Here is a 24865-nt window from a genome sequence, read left to right as displayed (position 1 = left end):
CAGTTCATGGCGCGGAGGATGGACGGGTGGAACGGGCGCGTCGAAGGGAAAGGGTGGACAAAAAGGGAGCGGCCGGAAATTTCCGGCCGCCCCCGCAGCAACCCATGATCGCTGTGGAAGATCAGCGCCTGCGCCGGACCAGGGCGGCGGCACCGCCGAGGAGGAGCAGGGCGGTGGCTCCCGGCTCGGGGATGGCATTGAGCGAAATGTCGTGGAAATCCGCGGTGATGGAGGTGCCGCCTCCGCCGGAGCGGTTGCGGAAGCCGAAGTATTCGCCCGTCGGGACGTTGCTCCCTTCCAGGCGTCCGCTGGCGGAGGTGGTGACACCGTTGCTGGTCAGGCTGAAGGTGAGATCCAGACCGCCCGTGGCGTAGATGCCGGTGAGGGTGAGGGTGTAAGTCCCGCCGGTGGCGATGGTGTTGGCCGGAAGCGCGGCGGTGGCCAGCGGGGTGGGGTTGTTGGTACCGTTCACCAGAACAATCCGCAGATTTCCATCGGAGATGACGTCCGCGAGGATGAAGGGCGTGCTGGAGGTCGCGGTGGTGGCATCCGCGTTGGGAGCCAGCGCCGCGAAGCCGACGAACGTGTTGCTGATGGCCCCTCCTCTGGAGACCAGAGTATAGGTGGTGGAGAGCTGGAATCCCTGTTCCAGCCCGGATGTCACGCGGACCGTGGAGGAGGAAGGCGTGGATCCCCCCAAGGCGTTGCGGTATTTCCCATTCTGGATGCTCCAGGTTCCGCCGGTGGATGTGAAATCAGCGATGGAGGTTTCGTTGGGAAAGTTCGTGGAAAACGGGACCGATACCGCAGCCATCGCGAGGGTTCCCTTGAACAAGACTGCCAGTGAGAGTGCGGAGAGGAATCGGCCCAAAATTTTCATCGGCGAAATCCTTACTATCCTTAGTGGAATAATCAAACCAATACTACCAATTAATCTCTATTAGTTGGTGTGATATTTAGTTTGAGTTTATTCAAATAACTTATTATCAATTATTTATGATGACTGACAATTTCCAGCGTTAAGACGGTAAGGAGGGAAGCATCGGATCAGTGCCCCCTCTCTTGGTTGCGGGTTCTACTTGCGGGCAAACCCAAGGTGCCTAGGCTGCGGGCATGTCATCGACTTTCGGAAAGGTTTTCAGGATTCATACCTTCGGTGAATCCCATGGAGGAGGCGTGGGGGTGGTGATCGATGGTTGCCCGGCGCGCATTCCGGTGGCGGTGGAAGACATCCAGAAGGAACTGGACCGCCGCAGGCCGGGACAGTCGGAGATCGTGACGCCCCGGAAGGAGGCGGACGCGGCGGAGATTTTGTCCGGATTGCACGACGGGGTGACCCTCGGGACACCGATTTCCATCGTGGTGCGGAACACGGACCAGAGGCCGGGTGCCTACGATGAGATGGCGGTGAAATACCGGCCCAGCCACGCGGACTACACCTATGACGCGAAGTATGGCATCCGCGCGCCGTCCGGCGGTGGACGTGCCTCCGCACGGGAGACCATCGGTCGAGTGGCCGGCGCCGCAGTGGCGAAGCAGGTTCTCAACGAATTCCACCCGGGCATTGAGGTGCTGGCGTGGGTGAAGACCGTCCAGCACCTGGAGGCAAAGGTGGACCCGGAAACCGTGACCGCGGAAACCATTGAGGGCAACATCGTCCGCACCGGGGATCCTGAAATGGTCCAGCCGATGATCGACCACATCAAGGAGGTGCGCGGGGAAGGGAACTCCGTCGGCGGCATCGTGGAGTGTGTCATCCGTGGGGTCCCACCAGGCCTGGGCGAGCCGATTTTTGACAAGCTGGAGGCGGATCTGGCGAAGGCGATGCTGTCCCTGCCCGCGACCAAGGGCTTTGAGATCGGCTCCGGTTTCTCGGGCACCCTGCTCACCGGCCGCGAGCACAACGATGCGTTCCGGAACATCGACGGAAAGATCCGCACCACCACCAACCGCTCCGGCGGGGTTCAGGGCGGCATTTCCAACGGCGAGAACATCGTCTTCCGCGTCGCCTTCAAGCCGACGGCCACCATCATGACCTCCCAGGAAACCGTCACCAGCGAAGGTGAGAACACCGAGCTTTCCGGCAAGGGCCGCCATGATGCCTGTGTGCTGCCCCGCGCGGTGCCCATCGTGGAAGCGATGGCCACGCTGGTGATCACGGACCACCTGCTGCGGCAGCGTGCGGGTGGTGCCAGGTAACGGAAATCAGAAATTTCCCCTCCCATGCCTCCGGAGTCCCTCCCCCAGATCAGCCTCGGCACCGCAGCGCTGGTCATCTTCCTGCTCTGCTTCGGCTTCGTCTTCCTGCGTGGCATCGTGCGGATGCTGTTCGGCGTGGCGATCCTCGGCGGCAGTCTGTGGGTGGGCTTCCTGGTGTGGCAGAAGACGCCGGAGCGGACCATCTCCTTGATGGGCAAGCCGGTGGACTGGATTTCCATCGCGCTGCCCGCCGTGGCTTTCGTCGGCACGTTCGTCATCGCCCGCGTGGTCATCAATTTTTTCCTGAAACCGTTCAAACCTTCGGCGGATGGCGGTTCCCGGACTGCGGGCGGAATCCTTTTCCGCCTGATCCTGACGATCATCCCCACGGGCTTCCTGTGGTTGATCGGCGCCACGCTCGTTCATCACTTCGGTTCCATCGCGGAGATCGAGCAATCGACCGACAAGAAGACGAAGGCGGAACCGGGGCTGCTCGATCGTTTCAGCGAGCTGAAGGAAGCCATCGCCGCCATCGTGCCGGCGGATTGGCTCCAGAAGCTGGACCCGCTCGCGGACCCCAGCCATCTTTCCCTGGCGAAGCTCATCGCCGCGCAGCCGGACTCCCGCCGCGCTCCGGTGATCGACCCGGAGACCGGAAAGCCTTACCCGCGCGCGATCATCGTGGATGAGCCGGAACTCCAGGACCTGGCCAGTGACGGTCGCATCAGCACGCTCATACGCCATCCGCTTTTCCAGAAGGCGCTGAACGACCCGAAAGTGCGCGAGGCACTGCGCGCCCAGGCCGTCAGGAACTGATCGGGAACGGCCCGGCTTTCCAAATTCACCGATTCCGGAGTTCGGGGTTGGACGTCCGGCGTTCGATGTTCAAAATTTCCCCAGCAAATGTCCTATCTCGTCACCATCGGCCTCGAAGTCCACGCGCAGGTGAAAACCGCGACCAAGATGTTCTGTGCCTGCCGCACCTCCTTCGGCGATGAACCGAACACGCACACCTGCCCCGTCTGCCTGGGCCTGCCGGGAGCGCTGCCGGTCCTGAACCGCGAGGCCATCGAGAAGACCCTGCTGACCGGGCTGATGCTGGACTGCGGCTCGCCGGACATTTCGAAGTGGGACCGGAAGAACTACTTCTACCCGGACATGCCGAAGAACTACCAGACCACGCAGATGGATCTGCCACTCTGCATCGGCGGCGGCGTCCCCCTTTACGAGCACTGCTACCCGACGGACCACCGCAAGAACATCAAGAGCCCCGGCAAGGTGGTGAAGATGAACCGCATCCACCTCGAGGAGGATGTGGCGAAGTCCACCCACCTGGGCAACTCGTCGCTCATCGACTTCAACCGCGCCGGAACGCCGCTGATGGAGATCGTTTCCGAGCCGGACCTGGAGTCCGCGGAAGAAGCCTTCGCCTACCTCCGCTCGCTCCAGATGATCCTCCAGCAGGGGGAGGTCTCGGACGCGGACATGGAGAAGGGAAATCTCCGCTGTGACGTGAACATTTCCCTGCGGAAGAACGAATCCGATCCGCTGGGCCAGAAGGTGGAGCTGAAAAACCTCAACTCCATCTCTGCCATCCGCCGCGCGATCCATTTCGAGATCGACCGCCAGACGGAGGAACTCAACCGCGGCCAGGCGCAGATCCAGTCCACCCGCCGCTGGGATGACGAGCGCGGCGAAACCCAGCTCATGCGCACGAAGGAGGACGCGCATGACTACCGCTACTTCACCTGCCCTGACCTCCTGCCCATCGAGACCGCGCCATTGCTGGCAAAGGTCCGGCCACTGGTGCCGGAACTGCCGCACCAGCTTGCGGAGCGGTTCGAGAAAGACTTCGGCGTGACCGCCTACGATGCGTCCGTGCTGTCCTCGGACAAATATCTCGCACTGTATTTCGAGGCCGCGACCGATGCCGCCATCCCGGGCAAGAAGGTGGCGAACTTCATCATCAACAACCTGCTCGGCACGCTCAATGAGCAGGGCATCGGCATCTCCGACTGCCCGGTGGCACCGGACAAGCTGCGGGGGCTGCTCCTGCTGGTGGAGAACGGTACACTCGCCGCCAACCAGGCGAAGGAAGTTTTCGAAGTCCTCTACAAGGCCCCGGAGAAAGATCCGAAGGCCATCGCGGATGAACTCGGCTTCAAGCCCGCGGAAGCGGGTGAACTGGAAGGTCTGGTCGATCAGGTCATCGCCAACAACCCATCCGAAGTGGAGGCCGTGAAAGCGGGCAACGAGAAGCTGCTCAACTTCCTCACAGGCCAGGTGATGAAGGCCTCCGCCACCAAGCCGAACCCGAAGCAGGTGACCGAGCTGCTGCGGGCGCGGCTGCTGTGATTATTTAGGGGAGAGTGGCTGGGGCGTCCCGCCCCAGGCCGTTGCCGGGGCATCCTGCCCCGCTCTTCCGCGATGGTATTGGCGCGGTGTAAGGGTAGCCGAAATGAATGAACAAGACAGGGGCGGGACGCCCCTGCAACGGCCTGGGGCAGGATGCCCCAGCCACATTCCGGATACCTCACTTCGTCGTGAATACCCGTGAAGCGGAGAGCGCATAGAACTCCGGATCATACATGCCCTCGGCCTTGGCGGGTGGTGCCGTCGCCACGCCGGGGACGGTGCAGCGGGCCAGGTAGGTCAGCGTGTAGGTGCCTTTCTTCCAGACACGGTCGAGGAAGAACACGGCGCGGTCGGTCCGCAGCTCGGAGTGGCTGACCTCCCACTTGTTGGTGCTGACGTCCGCGCCCGCCCCGGTACCGGTGCCCTGGGTCTTGAAGTCGGTGTTCACCGTCTCGAAGAGGGATGGGAGCATGTCCTCCACCACCAGATACTTGGTGTCATCGTTGGGCAGGGTCACGCGGAGGGACACCCGGATCAGGTCGCCGACCTTCGGCTCGGTCAGGATTTCGGCGGAGCCGTCCGCCTTGATCCGCTCATAGATGCGGTCCACGGAGAGGCCGTTGGTCGCGACCGGCTGCAGCGGCTCGATACGGGGCTTCGAGGCGACCTTGATCCGGACGTAGCCGGTGCCCTTCGGGTTGATGTCCAGCTTCAGGTCCGGGGTGATGGCGACCGTGGCGGATGCCGTAGGGTTTTCCGGGTTGAGGGTCACGGTGCCGGAGGAAAGCGGAGGGTTCATTTCCGCGGTCCAGTCCCCGCTGAGGGCGGCCTTGTCGTTCTTCGCATAGGTGGACATGGCGAGCAGGCCCCAGCCGTTGGCCCACGTGGTGTTCCAGTGGCCGTAGGGGTTCCGCTCGTGGATCATGCGGTCCAGCGTGGTGGTGGTTTCCTTCGACTGCGGGTCGATGGTGGACCACGCGAGCAGGCGGATGGAATCGTCCGCGTTCCAGCGCATCCAGCCGTCGTGTTTCAGGCGGAAGGGCACCTTGGAGGTGAGGATGGATTTGGCCGTGGCGGGATTCGAGCCGCCCGCATTGTAGGCCAGCGCGAGGAACGCGCGGCCTGTCGGGGAAAGGTCGGCGATGCGGTCGAGCAGCACGCTCTGATAGGAAGCCTGCGGACTGCCAGCCAGCGCCAGCACCCACAGCGCGCGCGCCTGGTCCTCCAGGAACGATGGTGATTTCACATCCGCGATGCCGCGCAGGGATTCCGTCAGATACTTCGCCAGTTGGTCGATCGCTGACTGCGGGACGTGCGCGCCGTTCTCCTTTGCAAGGAGGAGGCCCAGTCCGGCGTAGGCACTGGCCCAGTCCACACGGTCACTACGGCCCGGCCAGTAGGTGAAGGAGCCATCGGGGAGCTGCATGGAAACCAGGCGGTCCGCGCCTTTCTGGATGGCGGCCTTCCGCTTTTCGTCCGACACTTTGGCGAACGCGGGGATCACATTCCTCAGCGGCTCCACGGCGAACCATGGCATCAGCGAGGAGGTCGTCTGCTCGACGCAGCCATACGGATATTGGAGCAGGTAGTCCACGGATCCGGAGATCTCCGTGAGCGGGGAGCGGGAGAACTCCAGCGTGACGTCACCTGTGCCGGAAAGCAGGGCGGGGTCGATGTGTTCCAGCAGGCTCTGCGCCTTGTCCAGTTTGACGAACTTCACCTGCCGGATGATTGGCATCGGGTAGTGGACCTCGAAGGTTTCCTCGACCGCGTCCGACAGGCTGCGGGTGAGTCCCGGGGTGAGCTGGCCGTTGCCAAGCGAGACCGGAACGGCCTTCCAGGAGAAGGTGCTGGTGCCGGTGGATTCCGCCGTCACGGGAAAGCTCAGCGTCGCGGAGGCACCGGCATTGAGAGTCACCGTCTGCGTGGCCTCGCCCAGCGCGCGGCAGACCGGGGTGGTGCCATCCCTGCCGGTGGAAAAGGTGACCTCCCAGGTGCCGTCGTGTGGGGAGGCGTTCTGGACCAGCACCTGCGGGCTGAAGCTGTCACCTTGGTTCGCAAAGCGGGCCGTCTTCGGTTCCAGCATCAGCGGCTTGTTCACCACCAGACCGGTTTCCGCGTGGCCGAATTTCTCCGCGGAGTGGGCCACGGCGATGACGCGGTAGCGGGTCAGCGTGTCCGGCACCTTGAAGGTGTGGGTGAACTTTCCGTCCGGACCTGCCGTCACGACAGGAGCCCAGGTCGCGCACGGGTCGAAGTTCTTCCGGTAGAGGTCGGCCAGATCACCGAGGTCCGCGCCACCACCGATGAAGAAGCCCTTGTTGAAGAACTGCCTGTATTCCGGCTCCTCGGTCATGAAGTGGTTGAAGGAAACACCAGCATCGATGCCGAGCACCCGGGCATCATAGAAGAAGCCCATCGGGTCCGGAGTCACGTAGCCCATCACGGCGAGCGTTCCCTCATCCTCCGCGTAGAGCGTGAGTTCCGCACCTGCGGCGGGCTTTCCATCCGCGGTGGTGACGGTGCCGCTGAGGGTGACGGTGTCACCGGGGCGGGCGGCGGGGAGTTGCGTGCCCTTCTGCGGTCCGGTGGCCACGGTGAAGCGGTCGCTTTCCGGTCCGGCGGCGGTGAGGTCCACCGACAGGTGGTCCCTTTGGTTCTCGATGGTCAGCTCGCAGTAGCCGAGGCGGAGCTGCGGCGTCTTGTACTCACGGGCGGATTCACCCGCACCCTTCACGATCAGGACGGAGATATAGGCGTTCGGTGCGTCGTCCTCGCCGATGGGGATTTCGATCACCGGGTTGTCCGCCTTCAGCGGGGTGAGGAAGGAACGCAGCACCTTCTCCCGTTCCACGGTCACCAGCGCGGTTCCCTCGATGGGGGACAGGACCAGCACCCGCGCGGTTTCGCCCGCCTTGTAGGATTTCTTCTCCGCGATGAGCTTCACGCGCATGCCGTCCTCGTAGAGCCACGGATAGTCGTTCGAGCCATAGACATGGAAACTGGAGACGGTGGCAAAGTCGCGGCCGTCCTTGTCCTTGCCGCGCAGGGTCAGGAAATACTTCCCGTTATCCTTCGGAGTGACTGCGAACTCCTGGCCTTCCTTCGCGGAGGCGGCGGGGTCGATGGTGACTTCGGAAACCAGCACGTTCTCCTCGCGGACGTCGTTGCGGGTGACGGTGTCGCCGTTGGCGTTCTGGGAGCGCACGGCGCTGTTGACCTCGCGGCTGAGAGTCGCGGTGACTTTCACCGGCTCAGGGAACGGATTGCCCTCGGGGTCGATGGCGACGAGCCTGAACGCGACGTTCTCGTTCGCCCGGATCAGGCGGTCGTTGCGGGATATGCCGACATAGACGGAGGCAGGGTGGACGGTGGTGGTGGCGGATGCGTTCAGGGTCTGGTTGTTCGCGTCCGTCACCTCCGTGGAGATTTTCACTTCGCGGCTGGTGGGAAATTCCGCCTGGGGGATGTCCACCGTGATGGTCGCCTTGCCCTCCGGGGAAAGCGTCACTTCACCCTGGATGGTGGATGGGCCGGAGTCCGCGCCGCTGTTTCCGTCGTCATCGTCATAACGGGACCGGTAGCCGAAGTAGTGATACCAATATCCCCAGTCCTGGGACCGGTGGTTGCCGAAGAGGAAATCCCGGAAACGCTCAGGATACGGATTGAGCGGGGTGATGCGCGTGTAGTGCTTCAGCGTTCCGCCGGCCACCGCCTGGCCCTGATAGTAACTGGCCGCCACATCGGAACTGACGCTGGTGGCTCCGGTCGCGGGCCGGGTGATGCCTTGTTCGATCTCGAACGCGTTGCGGCGGAACTCCTCCACGGCCAGCTCCATTTCAAAGGTGGCGCTCTCACGGATCTGCTGTTGCTTCGACCAGTCATCCTCCAGGGCTTCCGCTTCCGCGAGTTCATCGGGAAATTCCAGGCGGATCAGGTGGGTGCCGGTGTTGCTTTCCGGCAGCTTGTAGGTGACATCGAACGATCCGGTGTCGGAAAGGGTGACGGGCTGGGTGAAGATTTCCTTGTCCGTCGGGTCGATGACCACGATGCGGGCGTTGGCCGGTGCGGCGGGCTGGATGACATTCCCCGCCTGGGTGCGGACGATGCCCTTCAGGCGGACCGTTTCACCGGGGCGATAAAGCGAGCGGTCGGTGAACAGGAAGGCGCGCCGCACGGACTCCGCCGGCGTGTTCCATGAATAGCGGATGGGGAAATGCCACAGGCCCACCGTGTTGAGGGAGGAGTCGAACGCGGTGACGAACGAGTCATTCCCCAGGACCGCGCGCAGGTGGCGGGCCTCCGCCGGACGCGCGACGGTGACCAGGCCGTTGGCGTCGGTTTTCAGGGAATTCAGGTTCGCGGAATCCTCACCGAAGAGGTCGATGGTGACATCCTTGAGCGGCTGGCCGGTGGCGCAGGAAAAGGCATACACGAACGCTTCTTTCGGTGTCAGCTTCCAGGCGAGGCCGATGTCGGTCAGTTGGATGATCGCCTGCACATTCCGGCGGCCTTCGGTGTTCAGGTCCGCTTTCGGGGTGCCTACGACATCGAGGAAGATCGCACCGCTTTTCAGATCCTTCGGCAGGATCTCATCCCACTTCAGTTCGATCTCCTTCGAGGTGTCGGGCGCGTTGTCCAGTTCGATCTCCTTGTCATACACGGTCTGTCCGGTGATGAGGGAGTAGGGCAGGGGGGCGGTCGGTTCGATGTTGTCGAAGTTGTGCCCGATGCCGGTGTAGTGGCGGTATCCCTGGTAGGCGCGGACGAGATCTTCCGGGGAGAGCCGCTTGATGCGGATGTGCAGCTTTTCCAGGTTCACCGTCTGGATGGGGTAGGTGCGCCTGCCGGTGGAGAGCTGTGCCTGGTTTTCGCTGGGCAGGAGAAGCTCCGGCTCGATGACGGGAAATTCCACCTCCTTGGTGACCGCCGCGGCGAGCGGGATGCCCGCGCCGGAGGCAAAGGGCGGCCTGACCGTCACGTTCCAGGTTTCCCTCTCCGAAAAGTCCCCCAGCAGATGGATTTCGCGGCCGTCGATTTCCGCGGTGAGATTTTCCGGACGGGGTTCCAGGACGAGCGATTGGGTGAGGAAGTCCGCGGGCAGTTCGGACGGCAGCGGCGCGTTGAAGGTGATCACCAGCCGCCGGGCTTCGTCCGGATTGGCGCGGGCTTCGAAGCCGCTCACGGTGAAAGGATGGATCGTCCCGATCTCATAGGGCGCATCCTGGACGGTGGCCGCTTTCCCGGCGGCATTCGGCAGGCCTTTCAGGATGGAAAGCCGCCAGTTCTCCCCGACCGGAAGGGGGGACAGCGGAGCGACGACCAAGGCATTGGCCACGGGAGTTTCCAGCGGCGGGTTCGGATCTTCCGTCACGCCCTTCGAGCGTGCGGCCCAGGATTTGTAATAGTTCGCCTGCGGTCCGGTGCGCGCGCGGTCCGGGCGGTGGAGCTTTGCGGCGACCTGCTGGCCCGTCTTGGAGGTGAAGGTGATGAAAGGCCCGGCCTTCGCGGGATCCACGTCGTCATTGAAGATCAACAGCCACTCTGCGGTGGAGGCGGAGTAGGTGGAGGAGTAGCGGTTTTCCGAATTCGCGGAACGGACGGTGAACGGCTCGCTGGCCACCGTGGCGAAGATCCCTGCGGGGATCTCCGTCTTGTCCAGATGTGCTTTCCCTTTCGGAATCGCGAAAGTGTAGCTGGTGCCGATGGCGGGTGCCTGGTCCGGCATGAAGCTGGCGATGTTCTGGGCTTTCCAGACCAGCTTGCCCGGGAGCGCCGGTGTGATTTCAAGCCAGGTGTTCCCGACCTCCTTCCCCAGATCCGCGGCGGCGGTCACAGGGCGGTCGAGGATGAGGTCGATCGCGCTTTCAGGTGCGAGGGACGGAGTGGAGACCACAAGCCGCGGCGCGGCATGGGAGGCACAAGGGAGTGCCATGAGCGCCACAAACGTGGCAAACGAAGTTTTCATGGGCGTGTACGCTGAACCGGAATTTCTTACGATATAAGGCCAACGAATCACACTCCATTTTCTTAGATTCACCGAAATTTCACAAAGCAGAGGAGGATTGCCATCCCGCGTGGTCCGTGTCATTTTGCGATGTAGTGAAACCTCCCGGCATCCAGCGCCTGGCCCCGTCCGCGGGGTGGATTTCGGCATTCGCCGCGGCCCTTCTGATAGGTTCGTGCGCTCCGGATTACACACTCGTGAGCCATCGGAAATCCCCCGTGGAGATCCAGAAGAAGAACGAAACCTTCGGCTACCGGAGCTGGGTGGCGAAGGGCGTGGAGCAGGACATCGTCGTCATCGGCATCCACGGCTTCTGCGGCGCGTCGATCGACTATGAGAATCTTGGCAACCACCTGTTGAAAAACCAGCCGAAGACCGCGCTCTACGCCTATGAGGTCCGTGGGCAGGGGAACGACCCCATGAGCACCCGCCGCGGCGACATCGGTGATCCGAAGGACTGGTACCGCGACCTTTTCGCCTTCACCCAGTTGGTGGAGGAACGCCATCCGGACGCGAAGATCGTCTGGTATGGGGAGAGCATGGGGGCGATGATCGCCTCCCACGCACTGCGGGAGTCTCCGCGGGAAGATCCTCCGTGTGACGCGCTGGTGCTTTCCTCTCCCATCGTCCGCTTCAAGGATGACGTGCCTTTCTGGCAGCCCGCCCTGGTCCAAGCGGCGGCGGCCACCGCCCCGCTGGCGAGGATCTCGCTGGAAACCCTGGCGGGCGGGGAGTCCGTCCAGATGACCCAGACCTCCACCCACGGCCAGCAGTCGGAGACGAATTCCTACCACATCGAGAAGCACACCCTCCGTCTGCTGGGGGCGCTGGGCCGCCACATCGACTCGATGAACGACTGCGCCGCCACCTTCCAGGTGCCGGTGCTGGTGCTCCACGGGGAGCATGATTATTTCAACACGGACTCCGACATGCGCGGATTCGTCGCCCACATCCCGGCCGGCACCCCGAAGACCTACAAAAACTACCGCGGTGCCTACCACCTGCTGATGTATGACGCGAAAAAGGAGAAAGTTTTCGGTGATGTGGAGAGCTGGCTGTCCAAATTGCGGCGCAACCGGCTCTGAACTTTTTTCCGGCAAAAGACAGGTTTCGTCTTGACCGGACGCTCTCCGAGGGCATCCTGCGCGCCCCGCAACACCGAACCTTTTCGAATCTTATGGCCCGTATTTGTGATATCCGAGGAACCCGTGTCCGCTCAGGCGGTAAAATCCACCGTTCCGGTCTGGCCAAGAAAAAGGGCGGTATCGGCCGCCACGTCACCAAGGTCGTGAAGCGCACCGTTTCCCCGAACCTCCAGAACAAGCGCATCTGGGTTGAGGAACTCGGCCAGCACGTGAAGCTGAAGATCAGCTGCCGCGCCCTGAAGACCATGAACAAGAATGGTGCTTTCGCCACCCTCAAGAAGGCTGGTCTGATCGGCTGATCCGTTCCGAGAGAACATTTTTCCAAAGAAGGCCCGGTGTTTCACCGGGTCTTTTTTTGTGCCCCGGTGACAGGGCCATCTCATTTCGGAGGCTCCACCCGGGATTTGAAAAGAATTACCACTGATTGCACTGATTTACTGATTTGAAGAGGAGGAATGGACGTTCTTCCGCCATATTGCCGGATTCTGAATCAGTAAATCAGTGAAATCAGTTGTGATCCACCTGCTTCCTCCAGCAACGCCTGAAATAAGGTGGCTCTGGGAAGGGCGACGGAAGAACTTGCGGTGGGTGGCCGATGTGTCTATGGGGGTTTTCGGTTTTTCCCTCCCCGAACCCAGATCCCCATGATGAAAATCCCATTTCTCCTCCTCCTGCTCGTGTGTCCCGCGTTTTCCCAGACGCCTGCGGCGGACCGGGCGGCGGCGGATTTCAAGACGGCCAAGGACAAGCTGACCGTGGTGTATGACGCCGCCATGGCCAAGAAAGCCGGTGACAAGGACAAGGTGAAAAAGGTCTACCGGGAGGAGATCGAGAAGCTGGAGGTCAAGTACCTGCCCGTGATGTTCGATGAAATCGGTGCGGCGCAGAAAGCCGGAGACGATGCGAAGGAGGCGGCGCTGAAGCTCACGCTGGAGAAGGTGTTCGAAACCGACATCGGCGAGGTGCTGATGGGCGGTAAGGTTCAGGATGTTTTCTGCGCGGGCCTCACGAAGGTCGGCAGCCTGCCGAAGGGGGCGAAGATCAGCCTGCAATACATCTGCGGCACCTGGAATGTTTATCCCACCTCACCCATGGTGAACCCCGACGTGACAGACACGCCGCAGTGCAACATCAAGCTCATGCACGTGGCGATCTCCGGGGAGCGCACGACGATCACCAAGAATATCAAGCACACCCGGGAAAAGCCGTACGTGCATGAGGTGGAGATCCCCGGTGGCTATTTCCTCGAGATCTCCGGCACGGTGGGGAACGCCCACGCCGGGACCACCTACTATCGGCTCGTGACGGAGAAGAACTGAAAGCGGTTCCGTGTCACTCCACCACACACGGCACCAGCACTCCGTCGCTCATGCCGTGGATCTTCTTCTTGTCCGCCGGGACGATGGTGGCGAGGCAGCCGCCGAAGGTGGTCTGGCCGGCGTTGTCGGTGAAGAAGTAGGGGCAGAGGCGGACGCGGCCCTGCATCATCTCGATGAAGCCGTCGTCCCGGAACACGGGGTGTTCGATCCGGCGGCCTTCACGGAACTCCTGCAGCACCCACGGTTGTTCGGAAGATTGCTCCAGGGCGTGGTGCAGCCGTTCCGACCACTCCGCGGAGGAAAGGTCATGGCCGATGAAGACCCCGCGGGAACCCCAGGCGGTTTCGTGGAATCCGCTGATTTTCAGGACGAGCTGGCGTTCCTTCTGGCTGAAGGAGGCGACTTCCTCCCAGGAATGGGCGTCCAGCCTCGGCAGCGCCGCGTGGGGTGGGAGTGGGGAAGGATCCAGCACCCAGCCGAACGGAACGATCTCCCGCAACCGCTGGAGGTGGGAGGAACGGAGCGTTTGCTCCCAGACCTTTTTCAGGGCGGGGGACCAGAGGAGGGCGAGCCAGAGCTTGTCCTCCAGATGCGGCTTGAACGGGGAGGTGATGGAGAGCGCGCCCTTTGCGGACAGGTCCGCCAGGCGGCGGGCGGCGGGGATGGACTCCCAGTCGAAAAGCTCGAAGAAACGGTAGAGCGTGTCACCGTCGGTCGGCTCATACTCCTCCGCAGCGGAGGTTTTCCATGCCGTGCCGAGCTGGGAAACCAGCCAATCCATTTCCGGGAGGTAATCTCCGGCTTCCTCGGAAACCAGCACTGTGCCCCCATCCGGCAGCAGGGAGCGGAAACCGTCGATCATGCCCGTTTCCCCGCCGAGGATGTCGAATCCCGCGTCCGAATACACCTTGGAAAGCCATGCCGTCACACCGATTCCTCCGGGCACGCTGTCCAGTTCGCTCATGGCAAAGCCGGATTCCGTGAGGATGAGGTCCGGGCGGATGACGCGGGGGAACTGCTCCGCGAGGCCCGGCTCACGCTGGAGGGCTGCCATCCATGACGGCTTTCCCTCATCCAGCAGTTCCGCCAGCCAGCCGTCCAGCTTTCCGGAGGCGCTGCGGCGGTAGAGGGCGTCGCTCGCCCGCTGGAACTGGGCGAGCGGATGACCCAGCGACATCAGCTTGCGGGCCTCCGCCTTCGTGAGCTTCAGCGGCTCCGGGGACCATTTCCAGCTACCCCCACCAAACAATCCTCCCTCGGGCAGTCCTTCGCGCAGCTCGGCAAGCGTCAATCCCATGTCGCCGCCAGTCTCGCCCGGGTCCGGAAATTGCCAAGCGCGGAGTTGGGTATGGTGAACCCGGGCGTTCCCGAGATATTCACCAGATCCTTGCCGCTCCATAGGCGTCGAAGGCCACATCGCAACCGACCATCGTCAGGTTTTCGCTCAGAGCCTGGGCAATCAGCATCCGGTCAAAGGGATCACGGTGATGGAGAGGCAGATCAAGGAGCCGGTGAACATGCTCCGATTTGATCGGCAAGATTTCAAATCCGAGGCGCTCCAACTCCGCCGGAAAGAGATGTGGGAGCGGCATGGGTGGATTCAGTTTTCCCAGTCCTGTCTTGATGGCCATTTCCCAGCCAGTCGCGATGCTAACGATACGCCGGTTGGTGGGATCCTCCAGCGCTTCGCGCGCGACCCTTGAAAGCCGCTTGTCCCCTTCCAGAGCCCAGATCAGCGCTTGGGTATCCACCAGCAGCTTCATTCCATGTATTCCTTGAAGTCCTCAAGAGGCGCATCGAAATCGGGTGCGATCCAAAAACCCTTGAGACAGCCGGCTTTGAATTTTGCCTTTGGTTCTGTAGCATCCGCTTCCTCCAGCGTAGCCACCACTTTCACCCTTTTGGACTTCAGTTCGTCGGGCACGGGCAGGTGCAGGGTGCCATCGGCATCCGGTTCCAGGATCGCGGTGATCGTGCTCATGCCGTCATCCTGCCACCTTTCCTGCCTCCCCACAAGTCTCCAGGAGAGCTACCGGCCTGACAGCTCGGTGGCGATTTCCGTCCACTCGTCCACCAGGGATTGGGAACGCGGGGGCACGGGCTTGCGGGCGCGGGCGTACCAGTATTCCGCGTTGCTCTGGTCACCCTCCTCGCGGTGGAGCCAGGCGTGGATCCATGATCCGTCCGTGCCGGGGATCTCCTGGCAGAGGTCGTGGGCTTCATGCCAGCGGCCGGCCTTCGCGTACCAAAGGGCGCGGAGACCGGTGGAAAGCCCGGCGGGCGGGTTGGGATCGGTGTTGGCGGAGCGGGCGAGATCGGCTGCGTTCATGGAAAATCACCGCAGGTTTTCACTGGCGGTCCGGGGGGATTTTGGCTTGGGTGATGGAATATGAAAAGCAAAACGCTGAAAGCCAGTGTGATGGCCGGATTGGTGGGTCTTTCCTTCGTGACCGCCGCCAACGCCCAGCTTGAGGGCATCGAGGAGGCGAAGTCCGGGTGGAATTCCTTCTATTTCGCGGGCTACAAGATGAAGGGCGCGGATGTCGGCTTCGATACGGACGGCAAGGTGGACATCATCCCGATCGGCAAGAACCGCGAGCGGATGGCCACCAACTATTTCATCCCGCTCAAGTACGAGATCCGGGACGTGGCGGCGGACGGAAAGGTCACCGTGAAGAAGATCGACGTGGACTCCCTCACCAGCGAGTCCAAGCCCACCGCGAAGCCGGACAAGATCCTGGTCAAGGGCAAGACGGAGGAAGGGGATACGACCTTCGAACTCTACTATGAAGTCTCCCGCGGCAACGTCCTGGTGGGTGGCCGCATCGTGGAGAAGGGTGCCCTTGCGAACCCTAAATTCGCCATCACCATCGTGATGCCGAAGGTTTATGAAAAGACCCCGGACGACGAAAAGGCGTTCAAGAAGCGGATCGCGGACGATTTCCTCCAGGTGAAGCTGCTGGACGGCAAGAGGGCCAAGGTGAAGGGCGACGAGGATTTCGACATCACCTCGGCGGAGTTCACCGGTGCCGGGCTGTCCCAGATCGAGTTCCTGATCGATGAGATCGGTGCCCGTGAATTCACCCTCACCGCTTCGCCCGGATCGAAGATCACCGCTGCCAACAAGGCGGGGAGTCCTTTCTACAACGGCCTGAATTTCACCTGGGAGGCTGACCCTGCCGGTGATGCCAGCAAGGCCCGGCTGGCCATCGGGGTGAAATAACTTCCCGCGAGCCTCCCTTTCAGGGGATCCGAGTACACTTCGCTTCAGAATCCGGGCGAGGAGTACACTCGGATCCCTTTTTGCTTCCAGAGCGTTCAAATTCCGGATAATCCATCAGTAAGTTCTCAATAAATTTTCCTGAAGAAGTGGATGAAAATTGCTCGATTGATCTCTAACTCATTTATTTTAAGTAAAATAAATTTTTATTAAATATCGGTTAGTTTGGAATTGACCCTAAAGTGTATCTCAGTGTACTTTCGCGACACTGAAGCAAACGCCGAGTCAATTCCGTGAGTCAAGCAGGTCAAATATTCCGGGGGTCACACTCCTACAAGATGGATCCGAAGAATCGGGTTTCCATCCACCCGGATTTCCGGCCGACTCCGGGGGAGAAGGTGTTTCTTCTGAGCGCGGAGACCTATGACATGCCGGTCCTGCGGGTTCTCAACACCGCCGAGTATGACCGCCGTGTGGCGATCGTCCGCAACAGCGAAAAGTCGGAGAAGGACAAGACCCGCATCCTCGGCAAATTCGCGTCCCTCTGCCACGAGGCCTCCATCAACGACCAGGGCAAGCTCCTGATCAACCGGGATCTCGTCGATGAGATCAAGATCGAGCCGGAAGGCACCATCTGGCTCGTCGGCCGCCAAAGCTATTTCGAAATCTGGAGCGAGAAGAACTACGTCAGCCTGCGCAAGATCGAGAAAGGGCAGGACGACGACGATCTCGGTATCCTCGACTGAATCTCACCCACACCACACCCACGGCAGCAATGCTGTTCACCCCACCAACTCCGGCGTTCGACGCGGTCCACCATGTGGCCACCGCCCCTGGCGCGCGGGCGCCGGAGTTGGGAACATTTTCAATGCGCTGCGGCGGCCTCCTCGGGACAGGAGCCACCGTGGCGACCCATACGGACGTCCGCACCGCTCCTGGCTGGTTGTCGGCGCGGCGTCCGGAACTTTTCCTGGCTGGGCGTCGGAAATCTCTCGGGACAGAGTTTCCAACGCTTTTCAAAACGATGGTCCGCGCCGCTTCTGGCTGGTTGTTGGCGCGGCCATCGGAAATTTTCATCGCACGGCAGGCCGCGCCGCTTGGGACAGCGGGACGGGTTGCCAATTCATCGGATGTCCGCACCGCTCCTGGCTGGTTGTCGGCGCGGCGTCCGGAATCTTTCCAGGCTGGGCGTCGGAAATCTCTCGGGACAGAGTTTCCAGCGCTTTTCAAAACGATGGTCCGCGCCGCTTCTGGCTGGTTGTCGGCGCGGCCATCGGAAATTTCCATGAGCGCGGCGGAAGCCCGCTCAGACGGCGGATACCATCTCCCGGTTCTGCCGGATGAGGTGGTGGAGTGGTCCGGCGCGGGTCCGGACACCTTCGTCATCGACGGCACCCTCGGGGGAGGCGGCCACAGCGAGCTGTTCCTGAAGGCCGGCGCCCGTGTGATGGGTGTTGACCGGGATCCGGAGGCGCTCGCCCATGCGCGTGCCCGCCTTGCGGCGTTCGGCGCCCGCTTCACCTGGTGGGAAGGGAACTTCTCCAAGGTCATCGATTCCCCCGCCATCCAGTCCGGGGATCTGGCGGATGTGCTGTTGATGGATCTGGGCGTTTCCTCCCGCCAACTGGATTCCGCCGAGCGCGGTTTCTCCTTCCAGAAGGACGGCCCGCTGGACATGCGGATGGGGCCGTCCAGCCCGCGTACGGCGGCGGATGTGGTGAACGCCTGGCCGGAAGCGGACCTGGTGAAGATCTTCTTCGAGTTCGGCGAGGAACCGAAGGCGCGCCGCATCGCTTCCGCGATCGTGAAACGCCGTGCGGTCCGTCCGTTCACCACCACGCTGGATCTGGCAGGTTACATCGAACAGACCATCGGCCGCCACGGCCGCACCCATCCGGCGACCCGCGCTTTCCAAGCCATCCGGATGGCGGTGAACGAGGAGTTGGAATCCCTCGCCGCCGCCCTCGAAGCCGCTCCTTCCGTTCTCAAACCGGGGGGCAGGCTTTGTATCATCACTTTCCACAGCCTCGAGGACAGGATGGTGAAGCGGTTCCTGAAACACCGCTCCACGGCATTCCTGGATGAGCCGGGGTGGCCGGAGCCGAGGCCGAATCCGGATTACCAGTTCCGGCTCCTCTCCAGAAAAGCGATCGCCCCCACCGCTGCTGAAATCTCCCTGAACCCGCGAGCCCGCAGCGCCAAGCTGCGGGTTGCACAGCTTTTGGCCCCCAACCCATGAACCGCCGCAAATCCGCACCCCGCCACCACGGATCGGTCTTTTTCGCCATCATCCTCGGCCTCGCCATCGCCGCGGCCGGAGGAGTGCTGCATGCCTACTACAAGAACCGGCAGGTCCAGATCGCCCGGGAGATTGATGCGATCGAGCGCCGCATCGGCCAGTACCAAGTGGACATGCAGATCATCACCTGCCGCTCCGACCTGCTGCTCCACCGTTATGCGATTTCCGAACGCCTGAAGGAGAACTCCTCCACCCTGCGCCAGATCCCGCTTCTCGTTGTGGAAGAAGTTGACCCGGTGCCTCCGCCACGCCACAGCGTCTCCGCCACCGCAGCCGTTCCCTGATCCGTGAACCGTAGTTTCCAGAACCGCAGCATCGTCCTGTGCCTGGTCCTTGTGACCGGACTCAGCGCCCTGTCCGCGAGGTTGGTCCAGATCCAGTTGGTGAACCGCCAGCGCTACGCGGAAAGCTCCGCGAAGGCGTTCCAGCGGACGGAGCGCCTGCCCGGCACGCGCGGCATGATCGTGGACCGCCATGAGGAACCCCTGGCGAAAAGTATCCCGGTCGCCACCGTCTTCGTGGACAAGAACCACCTCAACGACCCGAAGCTGGCGGCCTACGGCCTGGCCTATCAGGAAGCCTGCTCGACAACCCCCGGCTGGGACAAACTGCCGGAGAGCGACCGCCGGAAGCTGATCAACGGCATCCGCGGGGAGATCCTCTCCCGTTACCGGGAAACCCCGGAGGTCATCGTGCAGCAGCACCTTTCCGCCGCCGTCGGCATCCTCGCCCGGCCGCTCGGCATGCGCCGGGATGAGATGCGGGAAAAGATCGAGAAGTCGAAAGGCAAGTGGCTGCCCATCGCCAAAGACCTGCCGGAGGATGTGGCGGATCAGCTGCGTGAGGCGGTGGAGCAGAACTGGCTCCAGGGCTTCGAGTTCGAAAGCTCGATCAAGCGTTGGTACACCACGCCGAACATGGCCACCCACCTGATCGGCTACACCGGTGAGGTGGAGAAGACGGACGACGATGGCAAGACAAAGACCAGCGTGGTCGGGCGTTTCGGCATCGAGAAAGCGCTCGAGGAATACCTCGCGGGCCGCGATGGTTGGCGCAAGCACAAGCGGGACGCGCGGGGCCTGGTGGTCCCGGGGAACTCCGGCAGCATCAATCCGCCGAAGTCGGGGTGGAACGCGCAGCTCACCCTGGACATGGGCCTGCAGGCCATCGTCGAGGAGGAACTGGATGCCTGCCTCACCGAGTTCAAGACCAAGACCGGCACCATCATCATGATGGACCCGAAGACCGGTGAGGTGCTCGCGATGGCGAACCGCCCGCATTTCGATCTCAACCACAAGCAGAACATCGCCGAGGCGAGCTGGAACTACGCCATCCAGACGACCTACGAGCCGGGTTCCACGATCAAGATCATCGCCGCATCCGCCGCGCTGAACGAAGGTCTGGTCACGCCGCAGACGTCCATTTTCTGCCACAACGGCGTTTTCATCGACGGCTCCGTGAAAGTGACGGATGAACATCCGGCGGGCCAGCTCACCTTCGAGGGGATCCTTCTCAAGTCCAACAACATCGGAACCTACAAGCTGGCCCGCCAGGTGGGTATGAAGCGTTTCTATGACTACATGGACCGTTGGGGTTTCGCAAAGAAAACGGGCATCCTGCTGAGTGACGAGAGCAGGGGCTACGTCCGCAACACCGGCAACCCGACGGACTTTTCCCGCGCCTGCTATGGCTATGCCACGGCGGTCACTCCGCTGCAGATGACCGCCGCCTACTCGGTCATCGCCGGTGACGGGAAGCTGCGCAAACCGAAGATCGTGAAGGCGCTGGTGGCCAATGACGGCACTCCCATCCAGGAGTTCGGCGCCGAGGTGGTCAACGAAGTCATCAAACCGGCGACCGCGAAGAAAATGCGCGCCGCCCTCACCAAGGTGACGGAAAAAGGCGGGACTGCGACCCGCGCCGCCGTCGTGGGATTCAAGGTGGCGGGCAAGACCGGCACCGCGAGAAAGCACAAGCCGGGTGGCGGCTATGATCTGACGCGCAAGATCACCTCCTTCATCGGAATGATGCCGGCGGATGATCCCGCCTTCGTCTGTGCCGTGATCATTGATGAACCCCAGCCCCACGGGGAGATTTCCAGCGTGGCCGGCGGCAATGTGTCCGCACCCGCCTTCAGCAAGATCGCCGCCCGGGCGGCGATCCACATGAATTTGAAGCCCACCGAACCCGTCTCACCCCCGTTGGCCAGTTCCAATAACCAATGATCCTCCGCGACCTCATTTCCTGCCTTTCCAAAGTGACCCCGACCGGGTCGCTCGACGTGGAGATCCAGTCCATCACCGCATCCTCCCGGGAGATCCGGCCCGGCGTCCTGTTCGCGGCGATCCGTGGCACGACGACCGATGGCCACCAGTTCATCCCGGCCGCCATCGAAGGCGGTGCGGCGGCGATCCTTTCGGAGGCCGCTCCTCCCGCGGACTACGCGGGTCCGGCCACCTGGCTGCATGTGCCCAACAGCCGGAAGGCGGTGGCCGCCATCGCCTCGGAGTTCTCCGGACATCCCTGGAAGGACTTCGCCCTTGCCGGTGTGACCGGCACGAATGGCAAGACCACGACCACCTTCCTCATCCACCACATCATGAAGACCGTCTGGCACCGTGCGGGCCTGCTCGGCACCATCGTGACGGATGACGGAGAGAAAGTGGAAACGGCGAAGCACACCACGCCCGGTTCGATCGAGCTTTCCGGGCTGTTCTCCCGCATGCGGGACAACGGCTGCCGTGGCGTCGCGATGGAGGTTTCCTCGCATGGCATCCACCAGAGCCGGGTCGGCAGTGTCGGATTCGACGCCGCGGTTTTCACGAATCTCACGCAGGATCATCTGGACTACCACGGCACGCTGGACGCCTATTTCGAGGCGAAGCAGCGGTGGTTCCTGGATCTGGCCGCGGACCCTCTCGGCAAGAAGCCGGTGGCGGTGGTGAATTTCGATGACGCGTACGGCGCGGAGCTGGTGGAGAGCCTGGAGGGCAAGCTGCCGGTCATCCGCTTCGGCTTCGGCGTCCATTGTGACTTCCGTGCGAACAACCTCCGCCAGAGCGCGAAGGGCATGGAGTTCGAGCTGACGGCGAAGGGGAAATCCTACCTCGTCCGCACGCCGCTCATCGGCCGGTTCAACGCCTACAATCTCCTCGCCGCCATCGCCGCGGCCAGCGCCTGTGGCATCCGCCCGCGTGAGGCCATCGCCGCGCTCGCGGAGTCCCCGCAGGTTCCGGGCCGCATGGAGTATGTCGGAAACGCGGGCGGGGCCACCGTCTTCGTGGACTACGCCCACACGCCGGACGCGCTGGAAAACGCCTGCCGCACCATCAAGGAGCTGAACCCGCGCCACCTCATCACCGTCTTCGGCTGCGGCGGGGACCGGGACAAGAAGAAGCGCCCGCTGATGGCGGAGGCCGCCGCGCTCCACAGCGACGCACTCATCATCACCTCGGACAATCCGCGTTCGGAAGATCCGCTCGCCATCATCAAGGACATCGAGGCCGGTGTCGGGGGCAAGACGCACCGCAGCATCCCGGACCGCGCGGAGGCCATCGCCTTCGCCGTCCAGGCCTCCCGCTCCGGCGACATCATCCTCATCGCGGGCAAGGGCCACGAGCCCTACCAGCAGTTCGCCGACAAGACGATCGACTTCGACGACCGCAAGCACGCCTCCAAGGCGTTGCGCGACCGCGCCCAATCCATCGCAGACCAACGATGAAACCCCTGACCGCCAGCGAGATTGCGCGGATCCTCGGCACCCAGGTTGCCGCGGGAGATCCTGCCGCGCTCGCATCGGCCGGTGTTTCGACGGACACCCGCAAGCTGAAGCCGGGGGCCGCTTTCTTCGCACTGAGGGGGGAGAACTTCGACGGCGACCGGTTCGCGGAGCAGGCGCTGCGGGACGGTGCGTCCGTGGCCGTGGTCCATGCGTGGAGCGGTGAGGTGCCCGCCGGTTGTGCCGTCATCGAGGTGAAGGACACCCTGCTCGCGCTGCAGATCCTCGCCCACTGGTGGAGGAAGCAACTCGACATCCCGGTGGTGGCCATCACCGGCTCCAACGGCAAGACCAGCACGAAGGATTTCACCAAAGCCGTCCTTTCCCAGGGCTTCAACGTCTCCGCTACGGTGGGGAACCTGAACAATCACATCGGCGTGCCGCTGACGGTGCTCTCCACCACGGAGGAACACACCGCCGCCGTGTGGGAGATGGGCATGAACCACTCCGGGGAGATCGCCCCGCTGTGTGAGATCGCCCGGCCGAAGTACGGCATCATCACCAACATCGGCACGGCCCACATCGAGTATCTCGGTTCCCGTGAAGCCATCGCGGAAGAGAAGGGGACGCTGGCGCGGGCGCTGCCAGCGGACGGGAAGCTGTTCCTGCCCGCGTGCTGTGATTTCAATGACTACTTCCGCCAGCGCACGCGCGCGACCATCATCCCGGTGGGGAATGGCCGCGGCCAGGTGCGTGCGGAGGATCTGCACTTCGACGCGGACGGCACGCGCTTCTCATTGGTGATCCATGGACTGGAACCTGTGCCGGTTTCCCTGCCGGTGCCGGGCCGCCACATGGTGACCAACGCGCTGCTCGCCGCCGGTGTGGGCTGGAAGCTGGGCCTCACAGCGCAGGAGATCGCCGCCGGTCTTTCCGGAGCGGTGCTGACCGGAGGCCGCCTGCGCAGCTATGACTACGGGGGCATCAAGGTCATCGACGACACCTACAACGCGAACCCGGAATCCATGGCCGCGGCCATCGATACACTGGCGGACACCCCCGTGACGAACGGAGCGCGCCGCATCATCGTCCTCGGCCGGATGGGCGAGCTTGGTCCGCACGCGCCCGCCGCGCACCTGAAGACCGGCGAACTGGCCGCTTCGAAAAGACTCACCGTCATCGCCGTCGGCCAGGGTGCCGAGGGCATCGCCGCCGGAGCGGGGGATGCCCCGCATTTCCAGGATCTGGCGGAGGCCGCCGACTGGCTGTCGCGCGAGGCAAAGCCCGGCGACGCCGTGCTCTTCAAGGGCAGCCGCTCCGCCACCGTCGAGAAGGTGATGAACGCCGCATTTCCCCGTAACAACTGATGCTCCCCGCAATCTACGATTTCTGGTACCAGGCCTTTGAAGCCGAGCGCGCCTCCGGCCAACAGGGCTGGGCGTACACCTTCTCATTCCTGAACCTTTTCCAATACGTGACCTTCCGCGCGGCCTGCGCTGGAATACTTTCGTTCCTGCTTTCCATCATCTTTGGCCCGCGGGTGATCCGGAAGCTGATCTCGATGAAACTGGGCCAACCGATCCGCAATGCGGCGGAGGTCCACAGGCTCGCGGAACTGCACGGTGGAAAGATCGGCACGCCGACGATGGGCGGCGTGCTCATCCTGGGCAGCGTGCTCATCGCCACCTTTATTTGCGCCCGTCCGTTCAATCCCTTCGTCGCGGTCTGCGCGTGCACCATGGCGGCCTGCGGCCTGCTGGGTTTCTGTGACGACTACAAGAAGGTGAAGGAGAAGAAGTCCGACGGCCTGAGCAGCCGGCAGAAACTGTTCTGGCAGCTCGTCATCGCGCTTGTCGCGGCGACGTTCATCTTCTTCAAGCCGGAGATCTCCGGCTTTGGTGCCACCGCGGAGCAACTCGCCAATGGCCAGGCAGGCTACTACCTGGGCAAGGCAAAGGAGACCGGTAGTATCGCCCCCATCGGGATTGGCTCGATCTCCTTCCCATTGATCAAGGAGCCGATCATCGACATCGGCTGGCTGATCATTCCGTTCTTCGCCTTCGTCATCATCGGTTGCTCGAACGCCGTCAACCTGACGGACGGTCTGGATGGCCTGGCCACCGGCTGCACCATCTCCGTGGCGCTGTCCTACGCGGTGCTGGCCTACCTCGCCGGGCACTTCTATATGGCGGCGGAGTATCTCGTCATCCCTCACAACCGCTACATCAGCGAGCTGGCGGTGTTCCTCGTCGGACTGGTCGGCGCGGGCTTCGGGTTCCTGTGGTTCAACTGCCACCCGGCGAAGGTTTTCATGGGTGACACCGGTTCGCTCGCCATCGGCGGCGCGCTCGGCACCGCGGCCATCTGTACGAAGCAGGAGCTGCTGCTCATCATCATCGGCGGCGTGTTCGTGATGGAGGCCATGTCCGTGATCCTGCAGGTGGGCAGCTTCAAGCTCCGCAAGAAGCGCATCTTCAGGATGTCGCCCATCCACCACCATTTCGAACTGCTGGGCTGGCATGAAAGCCAGGTGATCATCCGCTTCTGGATCATCTCCATCATGCTCGCGCTGTTCGGTCTCGCCCTTCTCAAGATCGCCTGAA

At 62.7% G+C, this 24865-nt stretch carries 20 protein-coding genes; 14 read left to right on the top strand and 6 right to left on the bottom strand.

What is annotated here, in order from left to right:
• Positions 1 to 121: 121 nt before the first annotated feature.
• Positions 122 to 880 carry a PEP-CTERM sorting domain-containing protein gene (locus tag KF712_05485; GenBank protein MBX3740422.1) on the bottom strand — a complete coding sequence of 253 codons (759 nt, stop codon included), beginning with the start codon at positions 878 to 880 and terminating at the stop codon, positions 122 to 124.
• Positions 881 to 1113: 233 nt separating this feature from the next.
• Here KF712_05485 and aroC point away from each other — a divergent pair, with 233 nt between their 5' ends.
• The 3 genes from aroC to gatB all read left to right on the top strand — a co-directional run bounded on the left by aroC (position 1114) and on the right by gatB (position 4554).
• Positions 1114 to 2199 (top strand): chorismate synthase, encoded by a 1086-nt coding sequence (gene aroC / locus KF712_05480; GenBank protein MBX3740421.1) that lies wholly within the window; start codon positions 1114 to 1116, stop codon positions 2197 to 2199.
• A 24-nt stretch (positions 2200 to 2223) separates the two neighbouring features.
• Entirely contained in the window at positions 2224 to 3015 is a 792-nt protein-coding gene (locus tag KF712_05475; GenBank protein ID MBX3740420.1) for a CvpA family protein, read from the top strand.
• A gap of 87 nt (positions 3016 to 3102) precedes the next feature.
• Positions 3103 to 4554 carry an Asp-tRNA(Asn)/Glu-tRNA(Gln) amidotransferase subunit GatB gene (gene gatB, locus KF712_05470; GenBank protein ID MBX3740419.1) on the top strand — a complete coding sequence of 484 codons (1452 nt, stop codon included), beginning with the start codon at positions 3103 to 3105 and terminating at the stop codon, positions 4552 to 4554.
• Positions 4555 to 4732: 178 nt separating this feature from the next.
• Here gatB and KF712_05465 read toward each other — a convergent pair whose 3' ends face one another.
• Complete coding sequence (locus KF712_05465; protein MBX3740418.1) at positions 4733 to 10522, bottom strand: hypothetical protein; 5790 nt, start codon at positions 10520 to 10522, stop codon at positions 4733 to 4735.
• Positions 10523 to 10758: 236 nt separating this feature from the next.
• Between KF712_05465 and KF712_05460 the strand changes: the two genes are divergently transcribed.
• The 3 genes from KF712_05460 to KF712_05450 all read left to right on the top strand — a co-directional run bounded on the left by KF712_05460 (position 10759) and on the right by KF712_05450 (position 13025).
• Positions 10759 to 11646 carry an alpha/beta fold hydrolase gene (locus KF712_05460; protein MBX3740417.1) on the top strand — a complete coding sequence of 296 codons (888 nt, stop codon included), beginning with the start codon at positions 10759 to 10761 and terminating at the stop codon, positions 11644 to 11646.
• A 92-nt stretch (positions 11647 to 11738) separates the two neighbouring features.
• On the top strand, positions 11739 to 12005 hold the full coding sequence (gene rpmB / locus KF712_05455) for a 50S ribosomal protein L28 (GenBank protein ID MBX3740416.1): 267 nt from the start codon (positions 11739 to 11741) through the stop codon (positions 12003 to 12005).
• Positions 12006 to 12350: 345 nt separating this feature from the next.
• Positions 12351 to 13025 (top strand): hypothetical protein, encoded by a 675-nt coding sequence (locus KF712_05450; GenBank protein ID MBX3740415.1) that lies wholly within the window; start codon positions 12351 to 12353, stop codon positions 13023 to 13025.
• A gap of 13 nt (positions 13026 to 13038) precedes the next feature.
• Here the strand turns inward: KF712_05450 and KF712_05445 are convergent, their stop codons facing one another.
• The 4 genes from KF712_05445 to KF712_05430 form a co-directional block, all read right to left on the bottom strand.
• On the bottom strand, positions 13039 to 14322 hold the full coding sequence (locus tag KF712_05445; GenBank protein MBX3740414.1) for a hypothetical protein: 1284 nt from the start codon (positions 14320 to 14322) through the stop codon (positions 13039 to 13041).
• Positions 14323 to 14401: 79 nt separating this feature from the next.
• Positions 14402 to 14788, bottom strand: a complete 387-nt coding sequence (locus KF712_05440; GenBank protein ID MBX3740413.1) for a type II toxin-antitoxin system VapC family toxin — start codon at positions 14786 to 14788, stop codon at positions 14402 to 14404.
• On the bottom strand, positions 14785 to 15006 hold the full coding sequence (locus KF712_05435; GenBank protein ID MBX3740412.1) for a DUF2281 domain-containing protein: 222 nt from the start codon (positions 15004 to 15006) through the stop codon (positions 14785 to 14787). Before KF712_05435 ends, KF712_05440 begins: the two co-directional genes overlap by 4 nt.
• Before the next feature lie 48 nt (positions 15007 to 15054).
• Positions 15055 to 15354 (bottom strand): hypothetical protein, encoded by a 300-nt coding sequence (locus tag KF712_05430; protein ID MBX3740411.1) that lies wholly within the window; start codon positions 15352 to 15354, stop codon positions 15055 to 15057.
• 60 nt (positions 15355 to 15414) lie between these two features.
• Here KF712_05430 and KF712_05425 point away from each other — a divergent pair, with 60 nt between their 5' ends.
• The 8 genes from KF712_05425 to mraY all read left to right on the top strand — a co-directional run bounded on the left by KF712_05425 (position 15415) and on the right by mraY (position 24864).
• On the top strand, positions 15415 to 16248 hold the full coding sequence (locus KF712_05425; protein ID MBX3740410.1) for a hypothetical protein: 834 nt from the start codon (positions 15415 to 15417) through the stop codon (positions 16246 to 16248).
• 335 nt (positions 16249 to 16583) lie between these two features.
• Entirely contained in the window at positions 16584 to 16991 is a 408-nt protein-coding gene (locus KF712_05420) for a hypothetical protein (GenBank protein MBX3740409.1), read from the top strand.
• Between the two features lie 488 nt (positions 16992 to 17479).
• Positions 17480 to 18484 (top strand): 16S rRNA (cytosine(1402)-N(4))-methyltransferase RsmH, encoded by a 1005-nt coding sequence (rsmH, locus tag KF712_05415; protein ID MBX3740408.1) that lies wholly within the window; start codon positions 17480 to 17482, stop codon positions 18482 to 18484.
• On the top strand, positions 18481 to 18828 hold the full coding sequence (locus tag KF712_05410; protein ID MBX3740407.1) for a hypothetical protein: 348 nt from the start codon (positions 18481 to 18483) through the stop codon (positions 18826 to 18828). The genes rsmH and KF712_05410 overlap by 4 nt, the downstream gene beginning before the upstream one ends.
• A gap of 3 nt (positions 18829 to 18831) precedes the next feature.
• Entirely contained in the window at positions 18832 to 20769 is a 1938-nt protein-coding gene (locus tag KF712_05405) for a penicillin-binding protein 2 (protein MBX3740406.1), read from the top strand.
• On the top strand, positions 20766 to 22265 hold the full coding sequence (locus KF712_05400; protein MBX3740405.1) for a UDP-N-acetylmuramoyl-L-alanyl-D-glutamate--2,6-diaminopimelate ligase: 1500 nt from the start codon (positions 20766 to 20768) through the stop codon (positions 22263 to 22265). The genes KF712_05405 and KF712_05400 overlap by 4 nt, the downstream gene beginning before the upstream one ends.
• On the top strand, positions 22262 to 23629 hold the full coding sequence (gene murF, locus KF712_05395; GenBank protein MBX3740404.1) for a UDP-N-acetylmuramoyl-tripeptide--D-alanyl-D-alanine ligase: 1368 nt from the start codon (positions 22262 to 22264) through the stop codon (positions 23627 to 23629). Before KF712_05400 ends, murF begins: the two co-directional genes overlap by 4 nt.
• On the top strand, positions 23629 to 24864 hold the full coding sequence (gene mraY / locus KF712_05390; GenBank protein ID MBX3740403.1) for a phospho-N-acetylmuramoyl-pentapeptide-transferase: 1236 nt from the start codon (positions 23629 to 23631) through the stop codon (positions 24862 to 24864). The genes murF and mraY overlap by 1 nt, the downstream gene beginning before the upstream one ends.
• Position 24865 lies beyond the last annotated feature (1 nt).

The sequence above is a fragment of the Akkermansiaceae bacterium genome (genome assembly GCA_019634595.1).
Lineage (GTDB): Bacteria > Verrucomicrobiota > Verrucomicrobiia > Verrucomicrobiales > Akkermansiaceae > Luteolibacter.
The sequence above is the reverse complement of the archived record's forward strand: the minus strand, read 5'-3'. Positions and strand labels throughout refer to the sequence as shown.